The sequence below is a fragment of the Pseudomonas sp. GL_090 genome (assembly GCF_057837765.1).
This window is the reverse complement of record NZ_CM174452.1, coordinates 5373611-5388449: the sequence shown is the minus strand read 5'-3', so window position 1 is coordinate 5388449 and position 14839 is coordinate 5373611. Positions and strand designations below refer to the sequence as shown.

At 60.0% G+C, this 14839-nt stretch carries 16 protein-coding genes and 1 pseudogene; 7 read left to right on the top strand and 10 right to left on the bottom strand.

What is annotated here, in order from left to right:
* The first annotated feature begins 16 nt into the window (after positions 1-16).
* Positions 17-535, top strand: coding sequence for an acyloxyacyl hydrolase (locus AC3ITA_RS24285; RefSeq protein WP_095945280.1), 519 nt, complete (start codon positions 17-19; stop codon positions 533-535).
* 122 nt (positions 536-657) lie between these two features.
* On the opposite strand, the gene AC3ITA_RS24280 is transcribed toward AC3ITA_RS24285, so the two are convergent.
* The 7 genes and pseudogenes from AC3ITA_RS24280 to AC3ITA_RS24250 form a co-directional block, all read right to left on the bottom strand.
* A complete protein-coding gene (locus AC3ITA_RS24280) occupies positions 658-963 on the bottom strand; it encodes a YkgJ family cysteine cluster protein (protein WP_007981864.1) in 306 nt (101 codons plus the stop codon).
* 99 nt (positions 964-1062) lie between these two features.
* Positions 1063-1845, bottom strand: a complete 783-nt coding sequence (locus tag AC3ITA_RS24275) for an SDR family NAD(P)-dependent oxidoreductase (protein ID WP_095945281.1) — start codon at positions 1843-1845, stop codon at positions 1063-1065.
* Positions 1842-1940: pseudogene (locus AC3ITA_RS24270) on the bottom strand (nuclear transport factor 2 family protein); the annotation flags it as partial. The pseudogene AC3ITA_RS24270 and the gene AC3ITA_RS24275, both read right to left, overlap by 4 nt.
* Before the next feature lie 2 nt (positions 1941-1942).
* A complete protein-coding gene (phrB, locus tag AC3ITA_RS24265) occupies positions 1943-3385 on the bottom strand; it encodes a deoxyribodipyrimidine photo-lyase (RefSeq protein ID WP_489278560.1) in 1443 nt (480 codons plus the stop codon).
* 21 nt (positions 3386-3406) lie between these two features.
* Positions 3407-4348, bottom strand: a complete 942-nt coding sequence (locus AC3ITA_RS24260) for a MerR family transcriptional regulator (protein WP_095945282.1) — start codon at positions 4346-4348, stop codon at positions 3407-3409.
* A complete protein-coding gene (locus AC3ITA_RS24255; protein WP_489278558.1) occupies positions 4348-5307 on the bottom strand; it encodes a YbgA family protein in 960 nt (319 codons plus the stop codon). The genes AC3ITA_RS24260 and AC3ITA_RS24255 overlap by 1 nt, the downstream gene beginning before the upstream one ends.
* A gap of 154 nt (positions 5308-5461) precedes the next feature.
* Entirely contained in the window at positions 5462-6448 is a 987-nt protein-coding gene (locus AC3ITA_RS24250; RefSeq protein WP_095945284.1) for an NAD(P)/FAD-dependent oxidoreductase, read from the bottom strand.
* A 196-nt stretch (positions 6449-6644) separates the two neighbouring features.
* Between AC3ITA_RS24250 and AC3ITA_RS24245 the strand changes: the two genes are divergently transcribed.
* Positions 6645-7547 (top strand): TIGR01777 family oxidoreductase, encoded by a 903-nt coding sequence (locus AC3ITA_RS24245; RefSeq protein ID WP_095945285.1) that lies wholly within the window; start codon positions 6645-6647, stop codon positions 7545-7547.
* 13 nt (positions 7548-7560) lie between these two features.
* Positions 7561-8583 carry a ferrochelatase gene (gene hemH / locus AC3ITA_RS24240; RefSeq protein ID WP_414928612.1) on the top strand — a complete coding sequence of 341 codons (1023 nt, stop codon included), beginning with the start codon at positions 7561-7563 and terminating at the stop codon, positions 8581-8583.
* Between the two features lie 114 nt (positions 8584-8697).
* Here the strand turns inward: hemH and AC3ITA_RS24235 are convergent, their stop codons facing one another.
* Positions 8698-9972: a uracil-xanthine permease family protein gene (locus AC3ITA_RS24235; protein WP_095945287.1), complete on the bottom strand. Its 1275-nt coding sequence runs from the start codon at positions 9970-9972 to the stop codon at positions 8698-8700.
* A gap of 2 nt (positions 9973-9974) precedes the next feature.
* Positions 9975-10613, bottom strand: a complete 639-nt coding sequence (gene upp / locus AC3ITA_RS24230; protein ID WP_008045998.1) for a uracil phosphoribosyltransferase — start codon at positions 10611-10613, stop codon at positions 9975-9977.
* Between the two features lie 163 nt (positions 10614-10776).
* On the opposite strand from upp, the gene AC3ITA_RS24225 reads away from it, so the two are divergent.
* The 4 genes from AC3ITA_RS24225 (at position 10777) to AC3ITA_RS24210 (ending at position 12791) form a co-directional block, all read left to right on the top strand.
* On the top strand, positions 10777-11334 hold the full coding sequence (locus tag AC3ITA_RS24225) for a hypoxanthine-guanine phosphoribosyltransferase (RefSeq protein ID WP_056853257.1): 558 nt from the start codon (positions 10777-10779) through the stop codon (positions 11332-11334).
* A 4-nt stretch (positions 11335-11338) separates the two neighbouring features.
* The gene (locus AC3ITA_RS24220) at positions 11339-11812 is read left to right on the top strand and encodes a WbuC family cupin fold metalloprotein (RefSeq protein WP_489278555.1); all 474 of its coding nucleotides are present in this window, start codon (positions 11339-11341) and stop codon (positions 11810-11812) included.
* A gap of 142 nt (positions 11813-11954) precedes the next feature.
* Positions 11955-12440 carry a hypothetical protein gene (locus AC3ITA_RS24215; RefSeq protein WP_489278553.1) on the top strand — a complete coding sequence of 162 codons (486 nt, stop codon included), beginning with the start codon at positions 11955-11957 and terminating at the stop codon, positions 12438-12440.
* A 63-nt stretch (positions 12441-12503) separates the two neighbouring features.
* Positions 12504-12791 (top strand): PA4642 family protein, encoded by a 288-nt coding sequence (locus AC3ITA_RS24210; protein WP_095945289.1) that lies wholly within the window; start codon positions 12504-12506, stop codon positions 12789-12791.
* A gap of 66 nt (positions 12792-12857) precedes the next feature.
* Here the strand turns inward: AC3ITA_RS24210 and mqo are convergent, their stop codons facing one another.
* Positions 12858-14366, bottom strand: coding sequence for a malate dehydrogenase (quinone) (gene mqo / locus AC3ITA_RS24205; protein ID WP_095945290.1), 1509 nt, complete (start codon positions 14364-14366; stop codon positions 12858-12860).
* Positions 14367-14839: the final 473 nt, after the last annotated feature.

Here is a 14839-nt window from a genome sequence, read left to right as displayed (position 1 = left end):
CAAAAGGAAGTTTCAAGTGAAGCGACTATTCTGCTTGGCCGCGATTGCGGCCGCACTGATGGGGCACACTTTTACCGCGCAGGCGGCAGGTGTGGAGTTCGCGGTTGGTCAGACCAGCGATTCGACCATGACGTATCGACTGGGCATGCAATTCGATTGGGACCAGAGCTGGTGGCAGAGTGACGTTGGTCGTCTGACCGGTTACTGGAGCGGCGCCTACACCTACTGGGAAGGCGACAAGACCTCCAGCAATAACAGTCTGTCTTTCTCCCCGGTATTCGTTTACGAGTTTGCCGGCCAGAACGTCAAGCCCTACGTTGAAGCAGGCATTGGTGTGGCGGCGTTCTCCAATACGCGGATCGAAGACAACAACCTGGGCAGTTCTTTCCAGTTTGAAGACCGGTTCGGTTTTGGTCTGCGCTTCAATGGCGGCCACGAAGTCGGGGTCCGCGCGACGCACTATTCCAACGCCGGGCTCGCCAGTTCCAACGACGGTGTAGAAAGCTATTCGCTGCATTACACGTTGCCGTTGTAATTGCATCCCCCTGTAGGAGCGAGCCTACTCGCGATGACGGTGTGTCAGTTGCCAGCTTAGTTGGCTGACAGTCCGCAATCGCGAGCAGGCTCGCTCCTACAGGAGCTGTGTTGTTTTCCCGTTCAGCGATACGCCGTCGAAATCCCCTGGCGTTCGTCGATGCACTCCGGTGCGCCCATTTCGAACTCCCGGCAGATCAGTGGGCGTTTTTCGTAGATGGTGCACATCATCGTGTTGCGATCCAGTGCGGCACACCAGCCGTCATCCAGGCGCAGCATCACTTCCCCGCCCCAGTCATCGGTATCGATGAACCGTTCAGGCACACCCGTATCGGTGATCAGCATGACTTCGAGCTGGCAGCAGCAGGCTGCGCAGGTCGAGCAGGTGACCGCGGGTTCCGCGATTTGCGTATGGGGGATGGTTTTCATGGCGCGCAGTGTAAGGCAGTCACCGGGTGCTGTGTGAAAGGTCTGACGGACGCTCAAGTATCGGAACGTCCCGGATGCCGCTACCGATAATGGAGATTTTCAGGGTTGATCCTTGATCGGTGGCTGGCCGCGCACCATGGGTTTGCCGATCTCCAGTTTCACTTGGTCCGGCCATTTGGCGAGTGGCCAGAGGGTGGCCATGAACGCTGCCGGGAAAGCGATTTCCAGCGGGCGCTCCTTGAGTTTTTCGAAGATGTGCCGAGCAGCTTTCTCCACCGGCCAGCTCAAGGGCATGGAAAACTCGTTCTTCGCCGTCAGCGTCGTTTCGACAAACCCGGGGTTGATCACTGTGAGCTCTATGCCTTCAGGGGCCAGGTCGATGCGCAGGGATTCCAACAGGTAACGCAGTCCGGCCTTTGAGGTGCCATAGGCTTCTGTCTTGGGCAGCGGCAGGTAAGTCACCGTACTGGCCATGGCGATCATATGCGGTGCGGTGCCGGCCCGCAGCAAAGGCACAGCGGCGTCGATACAATAGCTGCTGGCCAGCAGGTTGGTACGCACCACATGCTCCACAATCGACGCATCGAACTGCTTGGCATCCACGTACTCGCAGGTGCCGGCGTTGAGTATCACGGTGTCCAGCGAGCCCCAGTCTTCGGCAATCCGCTCGCCGATCTCGCGTACGGTCTGGCTGTTGGTCAGGTCTCCGGCAACCACAAGCACTTGCCCCGGGTAACGGAGCGACAAGTCTTTCAGGGGGGCCACGTTGCGCGAACTGACGGCCAGGTGCGCACCGGTTTTCAGGATTTCTTCGGCCAGGGCAGCACCGATGCCGCTGCTTGCACCGGTCAGCCAGTATCGTCGTGCGAGTGTACGACTCATCCCAATCTCCTTTTCAGCCGGGTAATTGCCCGGCCCAATTCGGGTAAATGTTCATAATGCAAAGCCCCCGCATCGAAGTCATCCCGGTGGCGGTAATTTATGACCCAACGGCGGCGTATTGCCGCGAGGGCAGGTTTTTGAATGCCATCAACGCACGCGTACGGGAAGTACTCAAGTCGACGATCGGTGAAGGGTAATCCACAACACCGAAAAGGCCGCCGAGATTGGCGGGGTTGTGCACGTCTTTTTTATTCAAGCCGGCCAGTTCCGGCAGCCATTGCTTGATGAACACGCCTTCGGGGTCGAATTTTTCCGACTGGCTCAGCGGGTTGAAAATCCGGAAGTAAGGCGCCGAGTCGGTGCCGGTGGAGGAACTCCACTGCCAGCCACCATTGTTCGCCGCCAGGTCGCCATCGATCAGGTGACGCATGAAAAAGCGTTCGCCTTCGCGCCAGTCGATCAGCAGGTTCTTGGTCAGGAACATCGCCACCACCATGCGCAGGCGGTTGTGCATCCAGCCGGTTGCCAGCAGTTGGCGCATGGCGGCGTCGATGATCGGCAAGCCTGTACGCGCCTGTTGCCAGGCGGCCAGTTCTTCGGGGGCGTTGCGCCAGGCCAGCGCTTCGGTTTCCGGACGAAACGCGCGGTGCCGGGAAACCCGTGGGTAGCCCACCAGGATGTGTTTGTAGAACTCGCGCCACAGCAGTTCGTTGATCCAGGTGACGGCGCCGGTCTTGCCGCTTTCGAATTCACCCTGATTGTTGTTCAAGGCGGCGTGCAGGCATTGGCGGGGAGAAATCACTCCGGCGGCCAGATAGGCCGAAAGCTGACTGGTGCCGGTTTTTGCCGGGAAATCGCGTTCGCTTTGATAGTGATCGATCTGCGCATCGGCAAAATGGTCGAGGCGATGCCGGGCTTCGGTCTCGCCAGCCGGCCACAGGCTGCGCAGGTTGTCATCGGGCGTTGCGAAACCCTCGATACTTGCGGGGATCGTATCGCCGGCAATGTTCAGCGGCGCTTGTTTGTGCGGTGCGCGGACCAGGTTGGGCAGCGAGTGATGCAGTCGTTCGTAGCAGACTTTTCGGAACTGGCTGAAGACCTGAAAGTAAGTGCCGGTCCGGGTCAGCACGCTCCCGGGCTTGAACAGCAATTGATCGAGGTAGCGGCGAACTTCGATGCCTTCGGCCTGTAGCGTCCGGGCAACTGCTGCATCACGACGGGACTCATGGATGCCGTATTCCTCGTTAAGGTGCAACGCGTCGACCTGCCACTCTCGGCACAGGTTCAGCAATACGCTGGGTGCGTCATCCCAACGCGATGCCTGGCGGATCAGCAGGGGAATGTTCAGTTCACCCAGTTCGCGGCTCAACTCGCGCAGGTTACGCAGCCAGAAGTCCACTTTGCAGGGCGCATCGTCGTGTTCCAGCCAATGTTCCGGACTCAGCAGATACACCGCCACGCACGGGCCGCGAGCCGCGGCGGCCGAGAGGGCGGTGTTGTCATGTAGGCGCAAGTCACTGCGCAGCCAGATCAATTGCATTTTGGTGTCCACGCTATTCATTTAAATCAGCCGGTGCTGAACGAGTGCCTGATGTGCCGACAACGGATCTTCGGCCAGGTACAAGTCAGCGATCTCGGCAACATTGACGGACAACTCGGCGTGGTGGATGCATACCGTTGGTCCGGCAATCATTTTTGGGCAACTGATTCCTTTCAATAGTTTCGGCAGTTGCATCAGGTTCAAGGCTTTGCTTGAGTACAGCAGAACCCCACGGGGTTGCAGAAGTTCGACCGCCAATGCCAATTCTCCGACAGGCAGCGGTCCGTCGAAGACCTCCACCGGGCAATCCGCGCTGCTGATCAGCCAGGCCGTGAGCCACAGATGCGGCTCCATGGGCCGGTCCGAGTGGTTGACCAGCAGCATCGGCGCGGTGCGCAACTGACGATTGTTGTGGTAGATACGCGCACCGAACTTGCTGCGCAACCAGGCACAAAAAAAGCCTCGCTCCATCTGCGCTCCGAACTGGCCTTGCCAGCGTTGCTCCAGAGCGGCCAGCAAGGGCATCAGCAAGTGCTCGCACAGGGTTCGCGGCGGATATAGCGCCATGGCCTGATTGACGCCGTCATCCAGGGCGCGCTCCTGCAATCGGCTGACCGCCTGCTGCAACGTTTGCAGCAAGGCGTGCCAATCGTTGTCGACGGACTCGCTGAAGGCTTGCGGCGTGTCGAGCAATGGCTTGACCTGGCTGACGGCAACGCCACGGTTGAGCCAGGTGAGGATGGTCTGGATGCGTTGTACGTGGTCGGCCGAGAACAACCGGTGGCCCTTGGGTGTGCGTAGCGGCACGATCAGGCCGTAGCGTCGCTCCCAGGCGCGCAAGGTCACGGCATTGACCCCGGTTTGCCGCGCCACTTCACGGATCGGCAGCCAGCCTTCGTCCAACGCCTTTTTAAAGTCATCGCCGAGGTCTTCGCGGGCGCTGGTGTCGAGTGCTTTTTTCATCAGATGGCGTTTCGCAGGCTGAGGTTTTCCGGGTGCGGTTGCAGGTAAATCTGCTGTGCGATGTACGGGTCGGGGTGTTGGCGAAAGTGATGCTTGAGCAGTGTCAGCGGCACCACCAGCGGCACGATGCCCAGGCGGTACTGGCTGATCACGTGCTGCACTTCCTGCTTGTCTTCGCTGTTGATGGCCTGTTTCAAGTAGCCACTGAGGTGTTGCAGGACGTTGGCGTGAGTACGGCGGGTGGCGCATTTTTTCAGTGCCACCATCAGTTCGCTGAAATAGCGGGGGCCCACCTCCCGCGGATCGTTTTTACCCATGTTGCCCAACAGGTGACCCAGCGTTTTGTATTGCACCGGGTTATGGGCCATCAGCAGGTATTTGTAGCGCGAGTGAAAGTCCGTGAGACCGCGCCGGGTCATGCCCTCCTGGCGCAGCTGCTGCCAGGCGCTGTAGGCGAACACACGGGTGAGGAAGTTTTCCCGCAGCACCGGATCGTTGAGCCGACCGTCTTCCTCCACCGGCAGGTCCGGGTGCCGCAGGCAGAAGGCCCTGGCGTAGATCCCGCGCCCGTCTCTGTCGGCCCGTGCGCCGCTGACGTGGTAGACCTTGACCCGCTCCAGCCCGCAGGACGGGGAGTTTTGCATGAAGATGTAGCCGCAAATATCCCCCAGTTGCGCTGCCATGTCCCGGCCGTAGGCGGCCAGCGGTTGCGTCACGTTTAGCCCGTGGTCGAGGCTGCCCACGGCTTCGGGTTGATCCGCACTGCCCACCAGCCGAATCGGTTGACGGGGTACGCCCAGGCCGATGGCCACTTCCGGGCAGATCGGGATGAAATCGAAGTAATCAGTGAGGGTGCGGCTGCACAGCCGCGACTCCTTGTGCCCACCGTTGTAGCGCACGTCGAGCCCCATCAGGCAGGCACTGATGGCGATTTTCGGTTTGGCGGAAGAGTGGAGCATCAGAGCACCTCGAATCTAAACTTGTACAAAAATTAGGATCTGTACAAGATAACTTCATCATAGATTCGAAGTTATACAAGTCAATGTTTTTGTATAGATTTTCTGGCGGGCTGCTGCCAGGACGACAGCAGCGATTTACTCGGATCGATGCTCTTTACTGCAGGTGCGCATGCAAACGGCGGGCGGCTTCCTGACCGCTGAGCCAGGCTCCTTCGACGCGTCCGGACAGGCACCAGTCGCCACAGGCGTACAGCCCCAGGTCGGCATCGGCCAGGGTGCCCCATTCGTGACTGCTGGCGGGGCGGGCGTAGAGCCAGCGGTGGGCGAGGCTGAAGCTCGGCGCGGGCATGGAATCGTGCAGCAGTTCGGCAAACGCGCCGTGTAACTGTTCGATCACCGCTTCCTTGGACAAATCGATGTGCTGGCGACTCCAGGCGCTGGTGGCGTGCAGCACCCAAGTGTCGAGGGTGTTGTCGCGCCCGGGTTTGCTGCGGTTGCGGGCCAGCCAGTCGAGTGGGCTGTCCTGGACGAAGCAGCCTTCCATGGGCGTATCCAGCGGCGTTTCGAACGCCAGAGCGATGGCCCAGGTCGGGTCCATTTTCACCCCGGCGGCGGCCCCGGCGAGTTTCGGCGCCGATGCCAGCAGAGCCGTGGCCTGTGGGGCCGGCGTGGCGATGACCACGTGGCTGAACGGACCGTGGGTGAAGCCTTCGGCGTCCTGCAGGTGCCAGTGTTCTTCACCGCGATAGACCTCGGTGATCCGACAGGCGAAATGCACTTCGAGGTCACCGAGCAGGGCGCGGGTGATGGCGCTCATGCGGGGCGTGCCGACCCAGCGAGTCTGCTCGTCCGGCGACAGGTTGAGCTGGCCGCCATGGTAGGTGTACAGCTGCGGCGCCCATTCGGCGACCCAGCCTTCGGCCTGCCAACGCTGAACTTCCGTGACAAAGCGGCGGTCGCGGGCGGTGAAGTATTGCGCGCCCATGTCCAGGGCACCCGCATCGCTGCGCTTGCTCGACATGCGCCCGCCGCTGCCGCGACTTTTATCGAAAAGTTGAACCACATACCCAAGGGCCGTCAGGGCCTGGGCGGCGGAGAGTCCGGCAATGCCGGTGCCGATGATTGCGATAGGTACAGTCATAGGGGCCTCGTTTACCTTTCTGTACAGACTACGCCGGGGTTAAAACCTGTACAATATTGTTTGATGGTATAACTTTTAGCGTTCTTGATTTGATAGCTTGGCCTATTGTTAAACATAGAGCCTGCTCGATACCAAAGATCCCTGCTTATAAAAATAGACTAATGGACAAGGTAAAACGCCACGCGAGGAAGAAGTCATGCACATATTGCTGACCGGCGGTACTGGTTTGATAGGACGTCAGCTCTGCCGGCACTGGTTGGGCCAGGGTCATCGTCTGACAGTCTGGAGTCGCCAACCTGAAAATGTCGCGAAAATATGTGGTGCCCAAGTGCGTGGAATTGCCCGGCTGGAGGATCTCGGGCAGGAGCCTGTCGATGCAATTATCAATCTTGCCGGTGCGCCGATTGCCGCCCGGCCCTGGACGCACAAACGTAAAGCCCTGTTGTGGAGCAGTCGCATCTCGCTGACTGAAACCCTGCTGGCGTGGCTGGAAAGTCGCGATCAGAAACCCCGGGTGCTGATCTCCGGTTCCGCTGTCGGTTGGTATGGCGACGGTGGCGAACGTGAGTTGACCGAAGAGTCGCCACCGGTCATCGATGATTTCGCCAGTCAGTTATGCATCGCTTGGGAAGAGACCGCCCAGCGGGCTGAAGCGTTGGGTATTCGCGTCATCCTTGTTCGTACCGGGCTGGTTCTATCGGCCGAGGGCGGCTTTTTGTCGCGGCTGTTACTGCCGTTCAAGCTGGGCCTGGGAGGCCCGATCGGCAACGGCCGGCAGTGGATGCCATGGATTCATATCGACGATCAAATCGCCCTGATTGATTTTCTTCTGCATCGCAACGAGGCCGGCGGTCCCTATAATGCGTGCGCGCCGAAGCCGGTGCGCAACCGCGAGTTTGCCGAGGCGCTGGGCAGCGTACTGAATCGCCCGACGTTCATGCCGATGCCGGCCTTCGCATTGAAGGTGGGGCTGGGCGAGTTGTCGCTGTTGTTGCTGGGCGGTCAGCGCGCCACTCCGGTGCGCTTGTTACAGGCTGGTTTCACTTTTAAGTTCACGGATTTGCGCGCGGCTCTGGACGATCTGTCCGGTCGCCTTTGAAATAGGACGTTGCATGACCGATCACGCGTTGCTTCTGGTCAACCTGGGTTCACCTGCCTCCACCTCGGTGGCGGATGTGCGCAGTTACCTCAATCAATTTCTGATGGACCCGTACGTGATCGACCTGCCATGGCCGGTTCGACGGCTGCTGGTGTCGCTGATCCTGATCAAGCGTCCCGAGCAGTCGGCCCATGCCTATGCCTCGATCTGGTGGGACGAGGGCTCGCCGCTGGTGGTGCTCAGTCGTCGCTTGCAACAAGCGATGACCCGTCAATGGCAGCACGGCCCGGTCGAACTGGCGATGCGTTATGGCGAGCCGTCGATTGAGTCGATGCTGGTGCGCCTGGTCGCGGCGGGGCACAAGCGAATCACCCTGGCGCCGCTATATCCACAGTTCGCCGACAGCACCACGACTACGGTCATCGAAGAGGCCAGGCGCGTGGTGCGCGAGAAAAATCTCGACGTGCAGTTGGCGGTACTCCAGCCGTTCTACGACCAACCGGAATACCTCGATGCGCTGGTGGCCACGACCCGGCCGCATTTGCAGCAGGATTTCGATCACTTGCTGATGAGTTTTCACGGGTTGCCGGAACGGCATCTGAAGAAGCTCAATCCCGGTCACAGCTTCGAGGGCGGCGGTGATTGCTGCGCCGGGGCACCGCCGGAGGTGGTCGCTACCTGTTATCGCGGCCAGTGCCTGCGTACGGCGGCAGAGTTTGCCAAGCGCATGGGGCTGCCGGAGGGCAAGTGGTCGGTGTCGTTCCAGTCGCGTCTGGGGCGCGCCAAATGGATCGAACCCTACACCGAAGCGCGCCTCGATGAGTTGGCCAAGAGCGGCGTGAAAAAGGTTTTGGTGATGTGCCCGGCGTTCGTTGCCGATTGCATCGAAACACTGGAAGAAATCGGTGATCGCGGTAAGGAGCAATTCCGCGCAGCGGGGGGAGAAGACCTGGTGCTGGTGCCGTGCCTCAACGATGACCCGCATTGGGCGCGGGCGTTGAGTGCGTTGTGCGAGCGAGCACCGGTGGTGCTTTAAAAGCTTCGTCGGAACGCCGCCCGGAGCAGGCTCGCTCCCACGGTTGGAATGCATTCCCCTGTGGGAGCGAGCCTGCTCGCGATAGCTATCTGGCGCTACAAGTATCTCAAGCAGTTAGATCAGCGGCTCCTGCGCCTTCTTGTGCTTCCAGCTGTCATTGCCCGGCAGGATCAGGTTCAAGCCAATCGCCACCACCGCGCACAGCGCGATGCCCTTGAGGCCGAAATCGTCCGGCCCGGTGCCGGTGCCGATCAGCACGCCGCCGATCCCGAATACCAGAGTCACCGACACAATCACCAGATTGCGCGCCTCGCCCAGATCGATCTTGTGGCGGATCAGCGTGTTCATCCCCACCGCCGCAATCGAACCGAACAACAGGCACAGAATCCCGCCCATCACTGGCACCGGAATGCTTTGCAGCAGTGCGCCGAACTTGCCGATGAACGCCAGGCTGATGGCGAAGATCGCTGCCCAGGTCATGATCTTCGGGTTGTAGTTCTTGGTCAGCATGACCGCACCGGTCACTTCGGCGTAGGTGGTGTTGGGCGGGCCGCCGAACAGACCGGCCGCCGTGGTGGCAATGCCATCGCCGAGCAGGGTACGGTGCAGGCCGGGCTTCTTCAGGTAATCGCGACCGGTCACGCTACCCACGGCAATCACGCCGCCGATGTGCTCGATGGCCGGGGCCAGGGCTACCGGAACGATGAACAGAATCGCCTGCCAGTTGAATTCCGGCGCGGTGAAGTGCGGGATGGCGAACCACGGCGCCGCCGCAATCTTCGCGGTATCGACCACGCCGAAGTAGAACGCCATGCCAAAGCCCACCAGCACGCCGGAGATGATCGGCACCAGGCGGAAGATGCCCTTGCCGAATACCGCGACGATCAGTGTGGTCAGCAGCGCGGGCATCGAGATCATCATCGCCGTCTGGTAATGAATCAATTCACTGCCGTCGCCGGCCTTGCCCATGGCCATGTTGGCGGCAATCGGCGCCATGGCCAGGCCAATGGAGATGATCACCGGACCAATCACCACCGGAGGCAGCAGGCGATCGATGAAGCCGGTGCCTTTGATCTTCACCGCGAGGCCGAGGAAGGTGTAGACGAAACCTGCCGCCATCACGCCGCCCATGGTCGCGGCCAGGCCGAACTGACCTTTGGCGAGAATGATAGGGGTGATAAAGGCAAAGCTCGATGCCAGGAACACCGGCACCTGACGTCCGGTGACGATCTGGAACAGGATCGTCCCCAGGCCTGCGGTAAACAGTGCCACGTTCGGGTCGAGGCCGGTAATCAGCGGCATCAACACCAGGGCGCCGAAAGCCACGAACAGCATCTGTGCGCCGGACAGCACCGTGCGCCAGAGCGGATCGTTGAACTCTTGCTGCATGCTCACGCGTCCTTCTGCTTGGTGCCGAAGATCTTGTCGCCAGCATCGCCCAGGCCCGGGATGATGTAACCGTGTTCGTTCAGTTTTTGATCAATGGACGCGGTGTAGATGGTCACGTCCGGGTGAGCTTTCTCGACCACGGCAATGCCTTCCGGCGCGGCAACCAGCACCATGGCGCGGATGTCCTTGCAACCGGCCTTTTTCAGCAGGTCGATAGTGGCGACCATCGAGCCGCCGGTGGCGAGCATCGGGTCGATGATCATGGCCAGGCGTTCGTCGATCTCCGGGACCAGTTTTTCCAGGTAGGTGTGGGCTTCGAGGGTTTCCTCGTTGCGGGCCACGCCCACGGCGCTGACTTTGGCGCCCGGGATCAGGCTGAGCACGCCCTCAAGCATGCCGATGCCGGCACGCAGGATAGGCACGACAGTAATCTTCTTGCCGGCGATTTTCTCCACCGACACAGTGCCGCACCAGCCTTCGATATCGTAGGATTCCAGCGGCAGGTCTTTGGTGGCTTCATAGGTCAGCAGGGCGCCGACTTCCTGAGCGAGTTCACGGAAATTCTTGGTGCTGATGTCTGCGCGGCGCATCAGGCCAAGTTTATGACGGATCAGCGGGTGGCGGATCTCGAGGATGGGCATGGGAAAGGCTCCGGCGGCGGGCAAAAAAACCGGCCTAGATTAATCTATCCGAGGGTGTTGTCCTATAGACATACAGTACGTTAGTCCACAAACGCTTGATCTGGCCTCGCTTGATGCGTACCTTTGCCCGCTTTTCCGAATCCGTCCCCCCTTGGAGAGCGCCATGTCCGCTGATCTCGAGCATATCCGTCAAATCATGCGAGAGGCTGACTGCCTGTACACCGAAGCTGAAGTCGAGGCGGCCATCGCCCGCGTCGGTGCACACATCAATGAAGAACTGGCGGACAGCAACCCGGTGGTGTTCTGCGTGATGAACGGCGGGCTGATTTTCGCCGGCAAACTGCTGACCCATTTGCAGTTCCCGCTGGAGGCGTCCTATCTGCACGCCACCCGTTATCGCAACGAAACCAGCGGCGGCGAGCTGTTCTGGAAAGCCAAGCCGGAAGTTTCCTTCATCGACCGTGACGTGCTGATCATCGACGACATCCTTGATGAAGGTCACACCCTGGGCGCGATCATCGACTTCTGCAAACACGCCGGTGCCCGCAAAGTGCACACTGCCGTGCTGATCGACAAAGACCACGACCGCAAGGCCCGTCCAGACCTCAAGGCCGATTTCGTCGGTCTGCCGTGCATCGACCGCTACATCTTCGGTTACGGCATGGACTACAAAGGTTACTGGCGTAATGCTAACGGGATCTTTGCGGTTAAAGGAATGTAAGAACATGAGCGTGCCGAGCTTTCTGGATCAGACCTTGTTTACCGAGCTGGCCGGGAAAGCCGCGGCCAATCCTCGTGGGCGCCAGCATCACAATTTCCATCAGATGGAAGACGCTTGCCATCGCATGGCAGTGGGGTTGCAGCCGTCCACCTATGTCCCGCCTCACCGGCATCTGGGCGACAACAAGGCCGAAACCCTGTTGGTCCTCAAGGGGCGGCTGGGCGTGTTGATCTTTGACGAGACCGGCGCGGTGCTGAGCAAGACCGTGCTGCAGGCCGGTGGCGACTGTGTTGGCGTGGACCTGCCAACCGGTGTGTTCCACGGTTTGGTGGTGCTGGAGGCCGACAGCCTGATGTTCGAATGCAAGGCCGGTCCTTACCGCCCGGTCGGTGAGGGTGAGCTGGCGCATTGGGCGCCGCGCGAGGGCGAGCCCGGTGTTGCCGAGTATCAGGCGTGGATGCGCGCGCAGTTCGATTGATCTTCTACCCCCCTGTAGGAGCGAGCTTGCTCGCGATGAGCCCAAGGACACCGCGGGGCATCTGGTTTTCCGCGTTAACGTTGACGACCATCGCGAGCATGCTCGCTCCTACAGGGGGACGCGTTCACCCCTGGAGCCCGTCATGAACCTGTTGATCCGCTGCTGCGCCGCTCTGTTGCTGACCCTCAGCCTGCCCCTGGCCGCCGCGCCGGCGCCCATGCATGCGCAGTTCCTGCCGCCCGATGACCTGACCCTGCGTGACAGCGAGCCTGAGCAGCAGCAACTGATGCAGGTCACCGATTACTCGGTGGTGGTAGGCAGCCAGCGTCAATCCAGTCAACAGCCGATTCCGGTCACTTCACCGCTGATGATTCGGCTCAAGGGCAAATCCCTGAACAAGGGTGCCACCATCAGTCAGGTGCTGGTCAACTTCGATGGTGAAAGCAAAAGCCTGAAGAAGCCGGTCTTCGACGATAAGAGCAAGACCCTGACCCTTTATTACCCGCTGGCGCAATACCGGGTGGTGATCGATTTGTTGCGCAACGACACGGTGTATTGCCAGTTTCTCAGCTACGCCAATGGCCATGTCTGGGCCGATCTGCACACCGGCAGCACTCGTCCGCGTTGAGCCTTGAGCCCGCGCAGGGGTAAACTGCCCGCCCCGTGATATGTCTGCAAGCTGGAGTCGGTAATGCGTAAAGATAAAAAACAAGTGATTGGTGACGAGATCGGTGATGAGCAGATCAAGTTGTTCCTCGATTTCGAACCGGTCGACGCGACTTCTCCGTCCCTGCACAAACTGGTCAAAGCCTACCGTGGCCTGCGCATTGACGATTTCGCGCGTTTCCTGACGTTCTTCGTCGAAGCGGGTTACGACGTTGATGGCAAGGATGAACACGGCAAAACCTTCGTTGAACTGATCCAGGATCAGCGCAACGCGCCGGATTACATCGAGCTGATCGAAAAAGCTCGCGGCTGAGTAAATTTCAGCCATAAAAAAACGCCCCGCTCTCAGTGAGAACGGGGCGTTTTTCATAAGGCCGAATCAAGCGTAGCTTTCGGTCTCGCTGCTGGCTTCAACCAGTTCCAGGGCAACGTTGTTCTGCGTGTTGATCTTGCGATACAGCGCAGCGTCGGTTTCCAGGACCTTTTCCCTGGCAGGGAAGATCTCTGCCAGTTTGCTGGCCCATTCGCCCTTGGTTTTGCCCGGGAAGCATTTTTCGATCAGCTCAAGCATGATCGAAACGGTCACCGAGGCACCTGGCGAAGCGCCGAGCAGTGCCGCCAGGGAACCGTCCTTGGCCGCGACCAGTTCGGTACCGAATTGCAGGATGCCGCCTTTCTTCGGGTCTTTCTTGATGATCTGCACCCGTTGGCCGGCCACTTCCAGGCGCCAGTCTTCGGCTTTCGCCTCAGGGTAGAAGCGGCGCAGGGATTCCAGGCGCTGCTCCATCGATTGCATCACTTCGCTGACCAGGTACTTGGTCAGGTCCATGTTGTTTTTCGCCACGGACAGCATCGGGCCGATGTTGCCGGCGCGAACCGACATTGGCAGGTCCATGAAGGAACCGTGCTTGAGGAACTTGGTGGTGAAGCCGGCATAAGGTCCGAACAGCAGGGACTTCTTGCCTTCGACCACGCGGGTGTCCAGGTGCGGCACGGACATGGGCGGCGAACCTACGGCAGCCTGGCTGTAGACCTTGGCCTGGTGGTGCTTGACCACTTCCGGGTTGTCGCAACGCAGCCACTGGCCGCTGATCGGGAAGCCGCCGAAGCCTTTGCTTTCTTCGATGCCCGAAGCCTGCAGCAGCGGCAGTGCCGCACCGCCAGCGCCGAGGAAGACGAATTTGGCGTCGACTTCACGGGTGTTGCCGCTGTTGACGTCCTTGATGCTGACGGTCCAGCCGCCGTTGTTGCGCTTGAGGCCGGTCACGCGCTTGCAGTACTTGACCTGGGCATCGGGTGCGCTGGTCAGGTGCTTGAGCAACTGGTTGGTCAGAGCGCCGAAGTTGACGTCGGTACCATTGATCACGCGGGTCGCGGCGAGGGTTTCACCAGGATCGCGGCCAGGCATCATCAGCGGCATCCACTCGGCCATTTTGGCCTTGTCTTCGGTGTATTCCATGTCGGCGAAGGCGTGGTGCTTGCTCAGCACCTTGAAGCGTTCCTTGAGGAAGGACACGCCGCTGTCGCCCTGTACGAAACTCAGGTGTGGCACCGGGCTGATAAACGATTTGCACGAGCCGAACGTGCCTTTCCTGGTCAAATACGACCAGAACTGCTTCGACACCTCGAACTGGGTGTTGATGTGCACGGCTTTCTTGATGTCGACGGTGCCATCGGCGGCCTGTGGCGTGTAGTTGAGCTCACACAGCCCGGCGTGACCGGTACCGGCGTTGTTCCACGGGTTGGAACTCTCCGCGGCACCGGAATCCATCAGCTCGACGACTTCCAGCTTGATCGCGGGGTCGAGCTCTTTGAGCAGTACTGCAAGGGTGGCACTCATGATGCCGGCCCCAACCAGTACTACGTCGACTGCTTCGTTATGCGCCATTTAACGCGTCTCCAAAATCTGCAGCACCAAATTGTCGGCATGGCTGCCAGGCGTTCCGGGGCGAGTCAGTGATGCCCCTGGATCTCATGGCAGGATCGCCATGTCCGAATCTTCGCAATTTATCGCAACTTCGACGGACGCTACCTGCCGGGCCTATGAGCCATATGAACTCATTTCAGCGCGCGGGAGGCAATTCGACTTATGGTCGATACATCCGTTTGTGCAACCAAATCCGTAGCGGACAGGCTTCAGGCTCCGGTGTTCGAGGAATACTCGGTCCTGTGTCGTTGGGCTGTTGTAGACGCTAATGGTGCATGTTCAGACGCAAAACTATTCATTTGCTCGCCACACTCTTGTGAAGTTGTGAAAACCCGTTTTTTTCACGCTCTTTTGAAGACGTGAACCTCAAAAAGGGCTGTCCCAGCCTGGCACCGTGCCCGGGTGGATTGCCGCCGTGGGATACAGGGCAGGCA

Excerpts from the sequence above, each read along its gene's own strand:
- AC3ITA_RS24220 (WP_489278555.1), top strand. The coding sequence starts at position 11,339 with ATGAGCGTGCCGAGCTTTCTGGATCAGACCTTGTTTACCGAGCTGGCC.
- AC3ITA_RS24215 (WP_489278553.1), top strand. The coding sequence starts at position 11,955 with ATGAACCTGTTGATCCGCTGCTGCGCCGCTCTGTTGCTGACCCTCAGC.
- AC3ITA_RS24250 (WP_095945284.1), bottom strand. The coding sequence starts at position 6,448 with ATGACTGTACCTATCGCAATCATCGGCACCGGCATTGCCGGACTCTCC.
- phrB (WP_489278560.1), bottom strand. The coding sequence starts at position 3,385 with ATGCAATTGATCTGGCTGCGCAGTGACTTGCGCCTACATGACAACACC.
- AC3ITA_RS24235 (WP_095945287.1), bottom strand. The coding sequence starts at position 9,972 with ATGCAGCAAGAGTTCAACGATCCGCTCTGGCGCACGGTGCTGTCCGGC.
- hemH (WP_414928612.1), top strand. The coding sequence starts at position 7,561 with ATGACCGATCACGCGTTGCTTCTGGTCAACCTGGGTTCACCTGCCTCC.
- AC3ITA_RS24260 (WP_095945282.1), bottom strand. The coding sequence starts at position 4,348 with ATGAAAAAAGCACTCGACACCAGCGCCCGCGAAGACCTCGGCGATGAC.
- AC3ITA_RS24210 (WP_095945289.1), top strand. The coding sequence starts at position 12,504 with ATGCGTAAAGATAAAAAACAAGTGATTGGTGACGAGATCGGTGATGAG.
- AC3ITA_RS24225 (WP_056853257.1), top strand. The coding sequence starts at position 10,777 with ATGTCCGCTGATCTCGAGCATATCCGTCAAATCATGCGAGAGGCTGAC.
- AC3ITA_RS24275 (WP_095945281.1), bottom strand. The coding sequence starts at position 1,845 with ATGAGTCGTACACTCGCACGACGATACTGGCTGACCGGTGCAAGCAGC.
- AC3ITA_RS24245 (WP_095945285.1), top strand. The coding sequence starts at position 6,645 with ATGCACATATTGCTGACCGGCGGTACTGGTTTGATAGGACGTCAGCTC.
- AC3ITA_RS24280 (WP_007981864.1), bottom strand. The coding sequence starts at position 963 with ATGAAAACCATCCCCCATACGCAAATCGCGGAACCCGCGGTCACCTGC.
- upp (WP_008045998.1), bottom strand. The coding sequence starts at position 10,613 with ATGCCCATCCTCGAGATCCGCCACCCGCTGATCCGTCATAAACTTGGC.
- mqo (WP_095945290.1), bottom strand. The coding sequence starts at position 14,366 with ATGGCGCATAACGAAGCAGTCGACGTAGTACTGGTTGGGGCCGGCATC.
- AC3ITA_RS24255 (WP_489278558.1), bottom strand. The coding sequence starts at position 5,307 with ATGCTCCACTCTTCCGCCAAACCGAAAATCGCCATCAGTGCCTGCCTG.